Annotated in this window: 16 protein-coding genes; 8 read left to right on the plus strand and 8 right to left on the minus strand. The window is 66.0% G+C overall.

Going from position 1 to position 16,192, the window contains the following annotated elements:
• Window positions 1-82: 82 nt before the first annotated feature.
• The 7 genes from RUH64_RS00410 (at window position 83) to RUH64_RS00440 (ending at window position 6,989) form a co-directional block, all read left to right on the plus strand.
• Window positions 83-1,123 carry a sugar diacid recognition domain-containing protein gene (locus tag RUH64_RS00410; RefSeq protein ID WP_313810474.1) on the plus strand — a complete coding sequence of 347 codons (1,041 nt, stop codon included), beginning with the start codon at window positions 83-85 and terminating at the stop codon, window positions 1,121-1,123.
• A gap of 70 nt (window positions 1,124-1,193) precedes the next feature.
• A complete protein-coding gene (locus RUH64_RS00415; protein WP_313810475.1) occupies window positions 1,194-2,348 on the plus strand; it encodes a glycerate kinase in 1,155 nt (384 codons plus the stop codon).
• Between the two features lie 88 nt (window positions 2,349-2,436).
• Window positions 2,437-2,985, plus strand: coding sequence for a hypothetical protein (locus RUH64_RS00420; protein WP_313810476.1), 549 nt, complete (start codon window positions 2,437-2,439; stop codon window positions 2,983-2,985).
• A gap of 162 nt (window positions 2,986-3,147) precedes the next feature.
• Window positions 3,148-4,359 (plus strand): acyl-CoA dehydrogenase family protein, encoded by a 1,212-nt coding sequence (locus tag RUH64_RS00425; protein ID WP_313810477.1) that lies wholly within the window; start codon window positions 3,148-3,150, stop codon window positions 4,357-4,359.
• A gap of 56 nt (window positions 4,360-4,415) precedes the next feature.
• Window positions 4,416-5,978 (plus strand): HNH endonuclease signature motif containing protein, encoded by a 1,563-nt coding sequence (locus RUH64_RS00430; protein ID WP_313810478.1) that lies wholly within the window; start codon window positions 4,416-4,418, stop codon window positions 5,976-5,978.
• A gap of 75 nt (window positions 5,979-6,053) precedes the next feature.
• On the plus strand, window positions 6,054-6,479 hold the full coding sequence (locus RUH64_RS00435) for a DUF6069 family protein (protein ID WP_313810479.1): 426 nt from the start codon (window positions 6,054-6,056) through the stop codon (window positions 6,477-6,479).
• A gap of 96 nt (window positions 6,480-6,575) precedes the next feature.
• Window positions 6,576-6,989, plus strand: a complete 414-nt coding sequence (locus RUH64_RS00440) for a DUF6069 family protein (protein WP_313810480.1) — start codon at window positions 6,576-6,578, stop codon at window positions 6,987-6,989.
• A 57-nt stretch (window positions 6,990-7,046) separates the two neighbouring features.
• Here the strand turns inward: RUH64_RS00440 and RUH64_RS00445 are convergent, their stop codons facing one another.
• Genes RUH64_RS00445 through RUH64_RS00465 form a run of 5 tightly spaced genes read right to left on the minus strand, consistent with a single transcriptional unit; the run spans window position 7,047 to window position 12,421 of the window.
• Window positions 7,047-7,847, minus strand: coding sequence for a CoA ester lyase (locus RUH64_RS00445; RefSeq protein WP_313810481.1), 801 nt, complete (start codon window positions 7,845-7,847; stop codon window positions 7,047-7,049).
• Window positions 7,844-8,323, minus strand: a complete 480-nt coding sequence (locus RUH64_RS00450; RefSeq protein WP_313810482.1) for a MaoC family dehydratase — start codon at window positions 8,321-8,323, stop codon at window positions 7,844-7,846. The genes RUH64_RS00445 and RUH64_RS00450 overlap by 4 nt, the downstream gene beginning before the upstream one ends.
• Window positions 8,320-10,257, minus strand: a complete 1,938-nt coding sequence (locus RUH64_RS00455; protein ID WP_313810484.1) for a biotin carboxylase N-terminal domain-containing protein — start codon at window positions 10,255-10,257, stop codon at window positions 8,320-8,322. The genes RUH64_RS00450 and RUH64_RS00455 overlap by 4 nt, the downstream gene beginning before the upstream one ends.
• Window positions 10,258-10,259: 2 nt before the next feature.
• The gene (locus RUH64_RS00460; RefSeq protein WP_313810485.1) at window positions 10,260-11,804 is read right to left on the minus strand and encodes a carboxyl transferase domain-containing protein; all 1,545 of its coding nucleotides are present in this window, start codon (window positions 11,802-11,804) and stop codon (window positions 10,260-10,262) included.
• The gene (locus tag RUH64_RS00465) at window positions 11,801-12,421 is read right to left on the minus strand and encodes a TetR/AcrR family transcriptional regulator (protein ID WP_313810487.1); all 621 of its coding nucleotides are present in this window, start codon (window positions 12,419-12,421) and stop codon (window positions 11,801-11,803) included. The genes RUH64_RS00460 and RUH64_RS00465 overlap by 4 nt, the downstream gene beginning before the upstream one ends.
• Before the next feature lie 87 nt (window positions 12,422-12,508).
• On the opposite strand from RUH64_RS00465, the gene RUH64_RS00470 reads away from it, so the two are divergent.
• Window positions 12,509-13,663: an MFS transporter gene (locus RUH64_RS00470; protein WP_313810489.1), complete on the plus strand. Its 1,155-nt coding sequence runs from the start codon at window positions 12,509-12,511 to the stop codon at window positions 13,661-13,663.
• On the opposite strand, the gene RUH64_RS00475 is transcribed toward RUH64_RS00470, so the two are convergent.
• The 3 genes from RUH64_RS00475 to RUH64_RS00485 form a co-directional block, all read right to left on the minus strand.
• Entirely contained in the window at window positions 13,608-14,372 is a 765-nt protein-coding gene (locus RUH64_RS00475) for an ABC transporter permease (RefSeq protein WP_313810491.1), read from the minus strand. The genes RUH64_RS00470 and RUH64_RS00475 overlap by 56 nt on opposite strands.
• An 84-nt stretch (window positions 14,373-14,456) precedes the next feature.
• The gene (locus tag RUH64_RS00480; RefSeq protein ID WP_313810492.1) at window positions 14,457-15,212 is read right to left on the minus strand and encodes an ATP-binding cassette domain-containing protein; all 756 of its coding nucleotides are present in this window, start codon (window positions 15,210-15,212) and stop codon (window positions 14,457-14,459) included.
• Window positions 15,209-16,192, minus strand: a complete 984-nt coding sequence (locus RUH64_RS00485) for an iron chelate uptake ABC transporter family permease subunit (protein ID WP_313810873.1) — start codon at window positions 16,190-16,192, stop codon at window positions 15,209-15,211. The genes RUH64_RS00480 and RUH64_RS00485 overlap by 4 nt, the downstream gene beginning before the upstream one ends.

A 16,192-nucleotide genomic window follows, 5' to 3' on the forward strand; every position in this document is an offset into this window, starting at 1 on the left:
CGTCCCTAGTCTTGGTTTTAGCTTAGCTAAAGCTTCACGAAGGTCAAAGAATCCTTGAGCTCAAGCTGGGTAAGATACAGCTATGGCGCACAAAAGAACCGGAGTACTCACCCATGCGGTGGCAGTTCGCGTCGTTGACACCATCGCCCCGCGCATCGACTACCCGCTGAACATCATGGACGAACGCGGCGTCATCATCGCTTCCTCCGATGCAAAACGCGTGGGCAACCTCCACCCCGACGCGCTTAAGGCGCTGGGGGAGAACCGGACGATTTTTACCCACCACGCGGACCCCTCCACGGGTCAACAGCCGGGAGTCAATGTCCCGCTGCTGCTCGACGGGGCGTTGCAGGGCGTCGTCGGCGTGACAGGTACCCCGCAGGCAGTGGCGCCCCTGGCGCAATTGATCTCCCTGACTGTCCAGCTGCTGCTAACCCAGCAGGAAGAACATGTGCGAGACACCCTGCGCACCACGGTGGCCAGCGAGATGCTCTCGGGGCTGGTGTCGGGCACCAGCTCGTCCCAGGCGGTAGCCGAGCAGCTTGAGCGCCTTGAATTTCCCCGGCCCTGGTCCATCAGCCTACTGCTGCCGCAGGAAGGGCAGCCGCTGCCGCGATTCGGCGACAAGCACGCGGTGCTCTCGGTCAACAACTCGCTGTGGGTGCTGACCAGTGCGCATTCGGGCAAGGTGGCGCCGACTGGCGCGCTGCGTGCAATCAGCGGAGAGGCGCGCGACGATACGGCCCAGTTGCTGATCGACGCAGAAAACTGGCGCACCCTTGACGGTTTCCCGACCCTAATACCCAGGGCGGACTCGGCACAGATCTGGGATGCCGACCTCGCGTTGGCTGCGGCGCGGACTCCGGCAGGTTACAGCCGCACCCTTGCTGCACGCATCGTAAAACTCAGCGAAGAGCATGCGCGCACGCTGCTGGTGCTGGCCGCCAGCGCCTCGCACGTCGAGGCCGCCGAGCGGCTGAACGTGCACCGCAATACGCTGATTCAGCGGATGGAGCGCATCAAGCTCGTCACGGGCTGCGACCCGCGGGTCCCGGGTGAATTGCTCAGCCTGCTCACCTCCGTCTATTCCAGCGTTAAACTGGGCGAATTGCACATATTCTAGTTGCATGTCGGCCTGAATTATGGGGTTGGGCCTATAGGAGATGTGGGGAAAACTCCATAGAGTTGAATCTATGACTTCTCAGACGCCACTTCAGGTAGCCATCGTTCCAGATTCCTTCAAGGGCAGCGCCCGTGCGAGCGAGGTGGCAGGGGCCATCAGCGCCGGTTTCCTTGCCGCAGCGACAAGCAAGGGCCGCGAGATTTCGGTGACGGCCGTTCCCTTCGCCGACGGCGGCGAGGGAACCTTGGAGGCCCTGATCGACGCCTGGGGTACCGAGGCGGTGCCGGTGGCCACCACCGACGCGATCGGCCGTCCGGTCCAGTCCCGGTTGGGCTTGTCTGCCGATGGCAAGATTGCCGTGGTCGAAGCGGCCGAGGCGGCCGGCCTGCCGCAGGTTTCGGATGTACAGCGCCAGCCGCTGGCCGCGACCACCTACGGGCTGGGCGCCCTGGTGAGCAAGGCGTTGGACCTCGGGGTGCAGCAGATCATCCTGTGCCTGGGCGGCTCGGCCACCACCGACGGGGGCACCGGCCTGCTGCGTGCACTCGGTGCGAAATTCCTCGACGCCGACGGCGGGGAACTGACCCCGGGCGGCGGCCCGCAGAATAACCTGGCATCCATTGACGTCTCCGGGCTGGACACCCGCGCGGCAGGCATCAAGTGGCAGATCGCCTGCGATGTCACCAACCCGCTGCTCGGCCCCACCGGCGCCGCGGCGACCTTTGGACCGCAGAAGGGCGCCAGCCCAGAGCAGGTCGCATACCTCGACGCAGGACTCGGCCGCCTGGCAGATGTGCTGGAGGCTGACACCGGCCGCGCGCTGCGCGAGCAGTCGGGCATGGGCGCCGCGGGCGGACTCGCGCTGAGCCTGGGCAGCTACTTCGACGTCGACCTGGTTCCCGGCTGGGAGCTGGTGGCGGAAGTTCTCGACGCCCACCGCATCCTCGGCGGGGCCGACCTGGTCATCACCGGCGAAGGCCGACTGGATTCGCAGTCCCTGCACGGCAAGGTCGTCTCCGGAGTGCTGCAGGCCTCCGGCGAAGACGCCGACGTCATCGTCATCGCCGGATCGGTGAGCCTGGACGAACAGACCCTGTCGGACTCCGGCATCCTGTCCGCCTACTCGATCGCACCGGGCCCTGCCACGCTGGCCGAACTGTCCGCGGACACCCTGAAGCTGGTGGAACGCACCGCCTTCTCCGTGGCGCGCACCTACCTGCGCTGATTGCTCATACCGCAGGGGGAGAACCTGCGCGTACAGGTTAACCCCCTGCTCCGAGGTGCGCGGCGGCCGAAATTTCTAGGCTGGAAGCATGCTCAAGAAAAAGTACCTCGCCGCCGGCGCACTGACCATCCCCTTCGCGCTACTGCTTTCAAGCTGCAGCGCCGCCGACCTGACATCTGAGAACTACGACAAGTCCGAATCCAAGCAGGCTGCCAGCTCGGAACAGGGCGTCGCTGACGGCCTGTTGCCCGGCTGGGTCCCCGCCGGCGGCACCGAGGTGAAGCTTGAACAGCGCACCACCGGGCACGAGCGGATCTTCGTGATGGACTATGCCGGGCAGCTGCCGGGCAAGACCTGCACCCCGATCAAGCAGGTGGGCAAGCCAAGCGCCAAGGAGCTGGAAGCCTCCTATGTTGCGGACGCCCGCTCCAAGGACTGGAAGGTCGACGAGGTCGCCGCCGTGCCCACCCTCAGCGCCGACTGGTGGCCGGCCGGCGCCGAGCAGAAGACCACCGATCTGTGTGGACGCTGGTGGGTGCATCAGGACTCGGGCAAGCTCTACGCCTTCGCCCCGGATACGAAGAACATCGCCGATCGCGTTGCCAAACAGCGTGAAAACGCAACTTCGAAGTCATAAACTGGCCCCGCCGCGACGCTTAACGTCATCAAAGCCGTCATAGGGCCTTGTTTATTACGTCATCATCTCCCCGCGTTCCGCCAGATGACCGGTGCCTTCCGGCGCGGCGGCCGGCGGTGCTTGAATGGCACTGCCAAACCCCCAGGGAACCAGGAGAGTGCCATGACTGTATTAACCAGACCGCGCCTGGCCGCGCTGCGCGAGCGCTTCGCCCCGCACTTCGAGGCGATCGCCGCCGGGTCGGCCGAGCGCGACCGCAGCGGCGAGCTGCCCTATGCGCAGGTCGCAGAGCTGGCGGCGGCGGGCTTCGGCGCAATCCGCGTCCCCGTTGAATACGGCGGAGCCGGGGCCACCCTGCCCGAACTCTTCGAGCTCTTCGTGGACCTGGCCGCCGCAGACTCGAACATCGCCCAGGCGCTGCGTGCACACTTCGCCTTCGTCGAAGACCGTCTGGTGGCCGCACCGTCCGCCGCCCGCGATGCCTGGCTGGCCCGCTTCGCCGCCGGGGAGCTGGTGGGCAACGCCTGGACCGAGGTCGGCGCGGTGAAGGTCGGGGACGTGATCACCAAGGTCGTCGACACGCCGGAGGGCCCGAAGGTCAACGGCACCAAGTACTACTCGACCGGCTCGATCTTTGCCGACTGGCTGGATGTCTACGCCGAATACAACGGCAAGCGCGTGATCGCCGCCGTATCCCGCCACCAGGACGGCGTTGAATTATCCGACGACTGGGACGGATTCGGGCAGCGCACCACCGGCACCGGAACCTCCACGTTCAGCAACGCCCAGGTGGCGGAGGTGATCGACTTCGACACCCGCTTCAAGTACCAGACCGCGTTCTATCAGCAGGTGCTGCTGGCGGTGCTTGCCGGGTCCGCCAAGGCCGCCGAACGCGACTTCGCCGCCGAGCTGAAGCGCCGCAAGCGCACCTTCAGCCATGCCGCGGCCAACGTCGCCGGGCAGGACCCGCAGCTGCTGCAGGTGATCGGCGAGGTCTCCGCCGCCGCCTTTGCCTCCGCGGCCACCGTCGAACGCGTCTCCCAGTCGCTGCAGGGAGCGTATGAGAGTGCGTTGGCGCTGCAGGCAGGGCAGATCGACGCCGAAGCGGATGAAGCGGCGAACGACGCCGCCGAGCTTGCCAGCGCGCAGGCGCAGGTGGTGCTCACCCCGCTGGTGCTGGGCGCGCTGACCCATGCCTTCGACGCCCTGGCCGCCTCCGCCACCAGCGTCTCAAAGAACCTCGACCGCCACTGGCGCAATGCCCGCACCGCAGGCAACCACAATCCCTGGGTGTTCAAGGCGCGGCTGATCGGCGACTTGGCGGTGAATTCCACGGCGCTGCCGCGGATCTGGGAGGTCGGCGCCTCGAAGTAATCCACAGTCGGCGCCGCTGCGGCGCCGGCAGGCGGTACCCGCCGCACACTGGGGTCATGAACATCGTGAATCTGCTGGCCGAAGCCCACGCGCTGATCGACCAGGCTGCACGGCAGCTTGCGCAGGTGGAGATCCCCGCCGCGCAGGCTGCCTTTGCCGCGCGTTTCACCGAGGTTCTGGCCATGGACCTGACCCGTGCCCAGCTTTATACCGCCGACGCCGTGCGCCGCACCAACGCCCACCAGCTGAGCGAGGGCTCCTTTCAGGCGATCTCCGCCGCAGGGCTGCACCCCAGTGCGGAAGAAATTGAGGCGCTGCCCAGTGCAATGTGCTCGGGGCGCAGCGCCTACAAGGGAACCGTCGACCTGCTGCATGACTGGCTGGGGATGCCGCTGAGCAGCGCCCGCGACCGGCTGGTGTCCACCGACGCCTTGGTTGCCGGGGTGTCCACCTCGGGCGATCGAACCGGGCCCGGCCTGAACATCCTAGCCGGGGCGATTCACGAACTTGATCCGCGGCTTCTGTGCTCCGCCGCCCGCGCCATCCACGGGGCACAGAAGGACCTGGGCACCTCCGCCCAAGGCCTGCGGGTGCGCGAAGAACTGCAGGTGGAAGCCGTCGAGCTGATCCGCGAGCAGCCTGCCACGGCGCGAAAGCACATTTCGGCGATGATCAAGGCGCTGAAAAGCGGGGACCGCCCCACCGAAGCGCTGTTGTCCGAGATCGGACTGTTTAAACGCGCCCCGCGCAAGGACGGGCTGATTGAATACCTGCTGCGCGTCCTGCCCAGCCAGGCGGAGGCCATCGAGGCGAGCTACCGCGAGGCCGAAAACCCGAAGACCGATGCCGGCAACCGCGATGAGCTGCACCGGCTGCTTCGCGAGGCCGCCGGAGAGAACTGGGACGACGCCGACTCGATGCCCGAATGGGCGCGCGAGGACGGCAAGGCGGCCGCTGCTCCCAAGCCCGAAGCGCTGCTGGGCTTCGAGCAGATGCGCCCGGAGCTGCGCCGCCTCATCGCCTTCCTCCAGGTGCTCAAGTCCACCGGCTCCAGGGCGCGGGCCCCGGGCATCGGCATCCTGATCGACTTCGATTCCATGCGCGGCACCTACGCCAAGACCGTCGGCGGGCAGCCATTGGGTGCCGCCGAAACTCGGGCGGCGCTGTGCCAGGCTGACATCTATCCACTGGTGCTCAGCGGCAAACGGAGGATTCTGGACCTGGGTCGGTCGCAGCGGCTGTTTTCCAAGGCCCAGGCCATCGCCATCCGTGCAGTGCACCGGGGCTGCGCCTTTCCCGGGTGCACGATGCCGGCCAACCGTTGCGAGATCGACCATTTGGATGCCTGGGAAAAAGGTGGTCCAACCGACGTAGACAATGGCGAGCTGTTCTGCCCGGTGCGCCACATCGGCCGCCACGCGGGGTTGTTCAGTGCGGTGAAGGTGCCCGGGTACGGCACCATGATCCAGCTGCCCAAATCGCTGGATGCCGCTGGCCGGCTGCAGGTGAACACGTACTTCATGACGCCCCAAGAGGCGATGGCGGCGCTGCGCCAGGCAGCCGAGGCAACAGTCGCGGTTAACCGCGGTGAACTGACGGTGCAGATCATGCCCAAATAGCTCGGTTCTTTTCCGCAGGGCCGGGCGTACAGTGAAAGAACGGGGTCATTTTTCATACAGAGGAGATGATCAGCGATGCTCGCTGAGTATAAGATGCCGTTCAATTACGTCCAGGTGCTCATTGCGGCCTTCGGTGCGATGAGCCTGAGCGTGCTCACCTTTTTCATTGCCGAGGCGGCCGGGGCTTCGATGCAGTTCTCCGGGGGAGCGTTCGCGAACCTCGACTTCATCCACATCATCCGCTTCACCGTCTTTCCCTTTGCAATCCTCGGATTCCTCACCTACGTGATCGGCAAGTCGCATCCCGGGATCTGCAGGGTAGCCCAGTGGGTGGGCGTTGCGGTGGTTGCGGTCTCCATGGTGGCCCAATTCTTCTTTGCCGAAGACCTGGGAAGCGCCATTGCCGTCGCAATTATGCATGTCATCGTCGGAGTCTCTTGGTTCATCGCGGTGGATAACTCGAACAAGCGGGCCAACGAGCGCGCAGTTCAGGGTGCATAGCGAAGCTAAGTGTCGCGAATTTCACGTTTAAAAAGGGGCTGAACCGCGTGCTGACACCGCTAGAATCGTTGAGGAATTTCAACGAACAGGATAACGATGTCAGCACCCAACAGCCCATTCAACTTCATTCAGGTCATCATCGCCGCGCTGGCCCTCGGCTACCTGAACGTCATCACCTACTTCATCGGCGGCTCCGCCGGTGCTTCGTGGGAGCTGACCAATGGGCAGGTCGTATCCTTCGCCCTGGTGCTCGAAGCATCATGGATCCCACTGGTGTTCTTCGGTCTGCTCGTCTTCCTGCTCGGTCGTAAGAACAAGGGGATCTGCAAGGTGGCCCAGTGGATCGGCTTGATCGTCGCCCTGGTTTCCATCATTTCGCCGGTCATGCTCTCCGCGGACGTGGCTACCGCTGTGACCCTGAGCGCCATGCATGTGATCACCGGAGTTATCTGGTTCTTCGCCGTACACTACGGCAACAAGCCGCTGCACGTCGCTGCCGCCGCAGCTTAATTACTGGTCAAAAACGCCGAGGCTAAGCCTCGGCGTTTTTGTTATTTAACGCGGCAACTAGGTGCGTTCCGCGGCGGCAAGCACCGCCCGGGCCTGACGCAGCAGCGGCTCGTCGACCATCTGTCCCTCAAAGCTGAACACGCCCGGGTGTTCCTCGGCGGCGGCAAGCACCGCCCTGGCGCGGGCTACGGATTCTTCGCTCGGGGCGAAGGCCTTGGCGATCACCGGCATCTGCTTTGGATGGATCGATGCCTTGGCGCCGAACCCGCTGGCGGCCGCGTCCTCGGCCTCGGCTGCGAGCCCCGCGAGGTCGTCGATATTCAGGTACACCGAGTCGATGGCCAGTTTTGAATGGATCGATGCCTGCAACAGCACGTGCGAGCGGGCGTAGCGGGCGATGTCCCGGTAGCTCCCGTCGGGCAGGCGGGATGAGGTGCCGCCCAGCGAAGCGATCAGGTCTTCGGCACCCCACATCAGTGCGGTGACATTTTTCGTGGCCGCAATCTGGTCCGCCGCGTGGATGCCCCGGGCCGTCTCGCACAGGGCGATCACCTGGTAGGGGGCGAGGTTGTGTGCCTGTTCGGCGGACTCGCATTTGGGCAGCATCAGTTGGGTGTAGCCGGTCTGGCGCACCGCGCGCAGATCGGCGGCGATGTGGTTGGTGTCGAAGGGGTTGATCCGCACGATCGTGTGCTCCGGATTCAGCGAACTTGCCGCCAGCGCCGCCCGGGCCGCTTCCTTGTTGGCGGGCGCCACGGCGTCTTCCAGGTCGATGATCACCGTGTGCGCCGCCGCTGCCGCCTTGGCATAGCGTTCGGGCCGGTCGGCCGGGCAGAAGAGGATCGATGGGCCGATCATTTCGCCGCCTCGTGGGCTGCCTTGGTCCACATCAGGCAGGTGCGGGAGGCGGTGGCCACGACGACGCCGTCCTGATTGCGGCCGGTGTGGGCCATGGAGGCGATGCCCTGCCCGGGGCGGGACTTGGAGGGGCGCACCGCGGTGATCTCGGTTTCGGTGTAGAGCGTGTCCCCATGGAACAGCGGATGCGGGAAGTTCACATCGGTCAGCGAGAGTTGGCCGATGATGGTGCCCTCGGTCAGCTGCGGGACGGATTGCCCGATCATCACCCCCAGGGTGAACAGCGAGTTGACCAGGGGTTTGCCGAAGGGCTGGGTGGCGGCCCAGGCGGCGTCCAGGTGCAGCCCCTGGTTGTTCATGGACAGCGTCGTGAACAGGACGTTGTCCGCCTCGGTGATGGTGCGGCCGGGGCGGTGTTCGAAGACATCGCCCACTCGCAGTTCATCAAGGTACAGTCCGCGCTGGACGATCCTCATGCTTGCTCCTCAATACTGGCTAGTACCTGTTGCGCCTTGACCAGATCGCCCTGTTTCAGCGCGTTCATGCGCACGATGCCGTCGGCCGGTGCGCGCAGCTGGTGTTCCATCTTCATCGCCTCCACGATCAGCAGGACCTCCCCGGCGGCGACCTCATCCCCGTCGGCCGCGGGGACGGCGATGACGGTGCCGGGCATGGGGGAGGAAACCTGCAGCGAAACTTCGCCCTCGCCGGCGGCGTGGGTTGCGGTGGTGCGGATGATGTTGGCGGTGAAGCCGTCCTGGCTCAGCCACAGCTCATCGCCCACCCGCACGGAATGGAACTTGGCCAGCATGCCATCCAGTTCGATCCCCGCCGCGGTACGGCGGGCGGTGATGGTTTCGCCGCCCACGTGCACGGTGTCATTCTCGACGACTACCAGTTCGGTGCGCCCGTCCACCTCTAGCATCAGCCGCCGGGGAGCCGGGGAGCTCAGCCGCCACCCGTCGCGGGTCCAGGGCCCGGGGGCGCCGGTGTCGGCGAATTCCAGGGCGGCGAAGGCGAGTTCTGTAATGCCCGCGGCGCGGAAGTCGAAGGTTTTGCGTTCGATCAGCGTGGTGTCCAGCCTTCCGGCGGCGACGTCGGGATCTGCCAGCAGCAGGCGCAGGTATTCGGCGTTGGTCTTCACGCCCAGCACGACGGTGTCGCCCAGCGCGCGGTCAAGCGTCGCCAGCGCGTGGGCGCGGTCGGGCCCGTGGGCGATGAGCTTGGCGAGCATCGGGTCGTAGTGCGGGGTGATGACCAGGCCCTGGCGCAGGGCCGAGTCGATGCGCAGGTTCTCAGGTTCGTGCAGCCGATGGATCGTGCCAGTGGAGGGAAGGAAGTCCTTGTCTTCGGCGTAGAGCCGCGCCTCGATGGCGTGGCCCACCAGTGCGACGTCGTCCTGCGCAAAGTCCAGACGCTCCCCGGCGGCGCTGCGGATCTGGTATTCGACCAGGTCGACCCGCTCCCCGGCGACGCGCAGCACCTCTTCGGTCACCGGGTGCTCGACCTGCAGCCGAGTGTTCATCTCCATGAAGAAGAACTCCTCCGGGGCGTCGTCGCTGACCAGGAATTCCACGGTGCCGGCCCCCACATAGCCCACCGACTGCGCGGCGGCCACAGCGGCTTCACCCAGCCGGGCGCGGATTTCTGCGCCCTGGGGCAGGTTTTCCAGCAGCGGCGCGGGGGCCTCCTCGATGACCTTTTGGTGGCGGCGCTGCAGCGAGCATTCGCGTTCGCCCAGGTGGACAGTGCTGCCGTGGGCGTCGGCCAGCACCTGCACCTCGATGTGGCGAGGCGAAGCCACCAGCCGCTCAAGGAAGAGTGTGTCGTCGCCGAAGGCGGAGGCGGCGGTGCGCCGGGCGCTGGCCAGCGCCTCGGGCAGGTCGCCGGGGGAATGCACCGCAAACATGCCTTTGCCTCCGCCGCCGGCCGAAGGCTTGATCAGCAGCGGGAAGCCGACGCCGGCGGATGCGGCGACCAACTGAGCATCGCTCAGCCCGGGCTCGGAGATGCCGGGCACCACCGGGACGCCGTGGGAGGCCACGTGGTTTTTGGAGCGGATCTTATCGCCCATGAGGTTGATGGCCTGCACCGGAGGGCCGATGAACACGATCCCGGCGGCCTCGAGGGCGCGGGCGAAGTCGAGGTTCTCGGAAAGGAAGCCGTAGCCGGGGTGCACCGCCTGGGCCCCGCAGGCGCGGCAGGCGGCGATGACCGCGTCGATATTCAGGTAGCTGTCCGCGGCGGCGGCGGGGCCGATGCGCACCGCCTGGTCTGCCAGCGCCACGTGCAGGGCGCCGGCATCGGCGTCGGAATAGACCGCCACGGATTTGATGCCCATGGTGCGCAGGGTGCGGATGATGCGCACCGCGATCTCCCCGCGGTTGGCCACTAATACTGTGTCGAACATGCTCACATCCTAAAGAGGCCGAAGTTGGTGTCCGGCAGCTCGGTTTCGGCGGCCACGCCCAGCGCGAGCCCGAGCACGCGCCGGGTGTCTGCCGGGTCGATGACCCCGTCGTCCCACAACCGCGCGGTGGAATAGTAGGGATTGCCCTGGTCCTCATACTGCTGGCGGATCGGCGCGGTGAATTCGGCTTCCTGAGCGGCGCTCCAGGTCCCGCCGGAGGCCTCGATGCCGTCGCGCTTCACGGTGGCCAGCACGGAAGATGCCTGCGCGCCGCCCATCACGGAGATGCGCGCGCCGGGCCACATCCACAAGAAGCGCGGGGAGTAGGCGCGCCCGCACATCGAATAGTTGCCAGCGCCGAAGGAGCCGCCGATGACCACGGTGAACTTGGGCACCCGCGCGGTGGCCACGGCGGTGACCATTTTGGCGCCGTGTTTGGCGATGCCGCCGGCCTCATAGTCCCGGCCCACCATGAAGCCGGCGAGGTTCTGCAGGAAGATCAGCGGGATGCCGCGCTGATCGCACAGCTCGATGAAATGCGCGCCCTTCAGCGCTGACTCGGAGAACAGCACCCCGTTGTTCGCGATGATGCCGACCCGGTGGCCGTAGATCCGGGCGAAGCCGGTGACCAGGGTGGTGCCGTAGTCGGCCTTGAACTCGTGGAACTCGCTGCCGTCGATGATCCGCTCGATCACCCGGTGCACGTCGTAGGGCGCGTTCACGTCCACCGGAACGATGTTGGCCAGGTCCGCCGCGTCAAACTCCGGCTCCTTGAAGGTGCCGTGTGCCGGGGCAGGGGGATCGGGCAGGGTGGCGATGATCTTGCGCACGATCGCCAGCGCGTGTTCGTCGTTTTCCGCCAGGTGGTCCACCACCCCGGAGCTCTTGGCGTGCAGCTCGCCGCCGCCGAGCTCTTCTGCGGTGACGATCTCCCCGATGGCGGCCTTCACCAGCGGAGGGCCGCCCAGGAAGATGGTTCCCTGGTTGCGCACGATCACCGACTCGTCGCTCATCGCCGGGACGTAGGCTCCGCCGGCGGTGCAGGAACCCATGACCGCGGCGATCTGCGGGATCTTCGCCGCGGAGAGCGTCGCCTGGTTGTAGAAGATGCGGCCGAAGTGCTCGCGGTCCGGGAAGACCTCGTCCTGCATGGGCAGAAAGGCGCCGCCCGAATCCACCAGGTAGACGCAGGGCAGGCGGTTTTCCAGCGCAATCTCCTGGGCGCGCAAGTGCTTCTTGACGGTCATCGGGAAGTAGGTGCCGCCCTTGACCGTGGCGTCATTGGCCACCACCATCACATGCCGCCCGTGCACCAGCCCGATGCCGGTGATGATGCCCGCGCCGGGGCTCGCGTCGTCGTACATTCCATGCGCCGCCAGCGGGGCCACCTCCAGGAAGGGCGAGCCGTCATCGAGCAGCTGGTCCACGCGGTCCCGCGGCAGCAGCTTGCCGCGGGCCACATGGCGTTCCCGGGACTTTTCAGGGCCGCCGGCCGCCGCGGCCGCCAGCTTCTGATGCAGTTCGGCGACCAGTTCTGGGTAGTTCATCGCTCTCCTTCGCTTGCGACGCGCTGGGCTGTGGGCAGCTCGTGGGGGCTTAATGGTGTTTCGGGGGCGCCGAGGATGCGCATGGCCATGGCGATGAAGTGCAGCTGCACTTCAGGCAGGGGCAGGCGGCCGTCGGCGCGGTACCAGCGGCCCACGCCGGTGCCCATCTCCATAATGGCCAGGCGCGCCAGGCCGGGATCCGGGGCGGTGAAGATGCCGGCGCGCTCGCCGTCGGCCAGCGCCGCGGCGAACAGCGCCTCGTACTCGTCGCGCAGCGCCTGCATGGGCGCCGGGTCGGACAGTGCGCGCATTTCCCCGGTGGCCACCTGGGCCGTCAGCGGGTTGACCGCGGTGAAGCTGACGTGGAATGCCACCAGCGCCGCGAGCTGCCGCGCCGGGTCCTGAGTGCGGGAGATCGCGTTTCTGGCTCCGTCGAGCATCGCACTGAGGCAGTCGCGGATGATGCCCAGCAGCAGCTCCTGCTTCCCGCCCACATAGTGGTAGAGGGTCGCAGAATTCAAGCCAACGGCGGCGCCGAGTTCGCGGATGCCGGTGGCGGTGTAGCCCTGCCGCGCAAAGCAGGCGACTGCCGCCTGCTGCACCTGGCCGAGCTGCATCACGTCTCCCAATCGATCGATTGAGTCCAGTACACAGCAGCCTCGTTGTGATGTCAATCACTTGATTGAATGTGGAAGCATGGATGCATGATCCGCGCCCGGCTGACAACCTCCGCCCTGTTCCTGACCAATGGAGCCCTCTTCGCCAACCTCGCCCCGCGGCTGCCCGAATTCAAGGAGCAGTTGGGGCTCGACGCCTCCGGCTATGGCCTGCTGGTGGCTGCCTGGCCTGCGGGCGCACTGGCGGCGGGTCTCGGTGCGGGATGGCTGATCAGAAGGTTCGGCTCCGGCACCGTGGCAGTCTTCGGCACGATCCTCACCGGCCTGGCGATCCTGGGTGCCGCGCTCGCCGCACCCTCGGTGGCCCTGGTGGCCGCCGCCTTCGCGCTGGGCGGGGCGATGGACGCGATCACCGACGTCGCCCAAAACGCACAGGGACTGGTGGTGCAGCGGCGAATCGGACGCTCGATCATCAACTCCTTCCACGCGCTGTGGTCGGTGGGCGCGGTGCTCGGCGGACTGATGGCCGCGGCGGCGCTGAACCTGCCGCTGGCGGTGCACTTTGCCGGATCCTGGCTGTTATTCTCGGCCCTGGCGCTGGCGGTGTGGCGCTTCTGTCTGCCCGACGAACGGGTGCGCCGGAAGGTTGTCGGTGCGCCGACGGTCAGGATTCCGGTCAGCGCACGCACCATCATCACCATTACCGCACTGGTGCTGATCGCCGTCGCGGCGGTGGCGGTGGAGGACGCTGGAAATTCTTGGGCCACCTTGTACCTGAGTTCCCTGGGAGCGCCGGGGCCCTTGGCCGCCGCGGGCTTCATCGTGCTGGTCGGCGCGCAATTCATCGGCCGGCTGCTGGGCGACGGCATGGTCGAACGCGTCGGCCAGCGGGCGGTGGCTCAGGGCGGGACCTTGCTGCTGACCGTCGGCATGGGGCTGGCGCTGGCGTTTCCCAGCATTCCGGGCAGCCTTGCGGGGTTTGCGGCGGCCGGATTCGGCGTGGCCACGTTGGTTCCGGCCGCCATGGCACAGGCCGATCAGCTGCCTGGCCTGGCGCCCGGAACGGGTTTGAGCGTGGTGTCTTGGCTGATGCGGGTGGGCACCCTGCTCTCCCCTCCGCTGGTGGGACTGCTCGCACAGCACTATTCCCTGCGCGCGGGGCTGCTGCTGGTGCCTCTATTGGGGGTCATCGTGCTGCTGTGCTCACCGGTGCTGCGCGCCCGCCGGTCCCGCGTTCGATGAGCTCTGCGGTCACCGCCACCGCGATGCCCTGCACCACCATGAGGTTGACCAGCACAATCAGCTGAACCAACCCGGCTTCCAGCGGACTTGCACCGCCCAACACTAGACCGACGAAGGCCCCGGGCAGCGTCACCGTGCCCACGGTGCGCGTCTGGTCGATGCCCGGCAGCAGCGCCTCGGCGGCCACCGGTCGGGCCACCAATTGGCGGGCATCACGCAGGCTGAAGCCGAGCGCCAGCCCCGCCTCGACTTCGCCGCCGCGCTGCTCCAATTCCTGATGTAGCCGCCGCCCTGCGAGGTTCGTCGCGCTCATAGCTCCGCCGATCAGCTGCCCCACCACTGCGATCATCGCCAGGGCGGAAAAGGGCAGCACCCCGAAGCTGAGCATCAGACCCACCACGGGCAGGACTCCGGCGAGAATTGCCGTCGCCGGCACCCACCAGGCAAGCTGGCGGATGCGTTGGGTGGCGGTCAGTGTTGCCACGGCGAACATGAGCAGCAAAAATGCGCAGGTGAGAACCCAGGATCGGGAGACCTGCGCGATGATCAGCGCAACAGTGACCATTTGCACCAGAGCGCGGGCGATGGCGAAGATCATCTGCCGTGCTGGCAGCTGGATGAATCGGTGGTTGATCAGCGTTGCTGCAGCCGTAGCTACACCCAGCATGACCCACATGCCAGGGCCGGTGTTGAGCAGTGAAGTGCCCATGAGTCAGTCCTTGGAACCAAAAGTATAAGAAAGTATAAGGCTGTATAGAAAAATCCTATACAGCCTTATGTTTCGTTATACGACCTAGTAATACACCGCCAGCGGGCCCTTCGGGCCGTTGATGACGTTGATCGGCGTCTCGAACACCTCGGTGAGAATCTCATCGTTCATGATGTGCTCAGGGGCGCCGAACTCGACGACCTTGCCGTGCTTCATCGCGCAGATGTAGTCCGCATAGTGTCCGGCGAAGTTGATGTCATGCAGCACGATCACGATGGTGCGGTTCAGCTCTTCGGCGGCGCGCTTGAGGTGGCTCATCATCACCACCGAGTGCTTCATGTCCAGGTTGTTCAGTGGCTCGTCGAGCAGCACGATATCGGTGTCCTGGGCCAGCACCATGGCCACGTAGGCGCGCTGGCGCTGTCCGCCGGAAAGCTCGTCAAGGTAGCGGCCCTCCAGCTCGCTCAGCTCCAGGAAGTCGATGGAGCGGGAGACGATCGCCTCGTCGTCCTTGGTCAACCGTCCCTTCGAATGCGGGTAGCGGCCGAAGCCCACCAGCTGGCGCACCGTCAGGCGGGTGACGAAGTGGTTCTCCTGGCGCAGGATGGAGACGATCTTCGCCAGATCCTTGGAATTGGTGGTGGCCACGTCGTAGCCCGCCACCTCGATGGTGCCCGAATCGATGCCCAGCAGGCGGCCGACCATGGTGAGCATGGTGGACTTGCCGGCGCCGTTCGGGCCGACCAGCGCGGTGATGCCGCCGGTGGGGATTTGAAGCGTTACCGGCCCGATGGCGACGGTGGAGGAGTACTTCTTGTGGACGTCTCTCAGGGTGATCACAGCCGGCCCTTTCGCAGGATGAAAATGAGGAAGGTGATGCCGCCCACGGCCTCGATGATGATGCCCACCACGCCCTGGGCGTAGAACACGTTCTTCATGATGAAGTAGGAGCCGGCGAGAACGACGAACCCGGCGAGGAATGACATCGGGTAGATGTAGCGGTGGTCGTAGGTGTCGGCCAGCTGGTAGGCAAGGGTCGCCACGAGGAAGCCGAGGAATGTCAGCGGGCCGACCAGCGCGGTGCTCACCGCCATCAGGATGGAGATGAAGAACAGGTTCACCATGGTTTCGCGGCGGTGGTTCAGCCCCAGATTGGTGGTGGTCTGTTGGCCCAGCGAGAGGATGTTCAGCTTCTTGGAGTTCGCCACCAGGTAGCCGCCGGCCACCAGCACCAGCGGGATCGCCAGCGGCATGTAGCTCATGTCCGCGTTGGTCATCGAGCCGAAGAGCCGAGCGGTGAGCACGTCGAACTCGCTCGGGGTGAGCATGCGCTGCATGAACGTGGCCACCGAGCCCAGACCGGTGCCGATGATGATGCCCACCAGCAGCATGATTTGGATATTGCCCAGCTTGCCGCTTAGCAGCCAGCCGTACAGCGCCACCGAGAGGGCGACCATGATCGCCACCTGCAGGCCGAACTGCCCGATGCCGGTGAAGAAGGTGATGCCCGAAAGCCCAAGGAAGAACACCGCGCCGGTCTGCACCACGCGGTACAGCGCCTCGAAGCCCATAATCGACGGGGTGATCAGCCGGTTGTTGGTCACCGTTTGGAAGGCGACGGTGGCGATGGACTGGCAGGCGGCGACGATCACCATGACCAGGATGGAGCTGGCCCGCATCTTCGCGATAATCCAGAACCCCGCCGAACCCAGGGGCATGGGGTTGTCCCAGGCGAGCAGACCGAAGCCGAAGCCTGCGGCCAGCGCGCACATGATGGTGAAGGTGATCCAGTAGCGCCGGCGTACGCGCGCGGTGGGCAT

This window comes from Glutamicibacter sp., from assembly GCF_032154645.1.
Lineage (GTDB): Bacteria > Actinomycetota > Actinomycetes > Actinomycetales > Micrococcaceae > Glutamicibacter.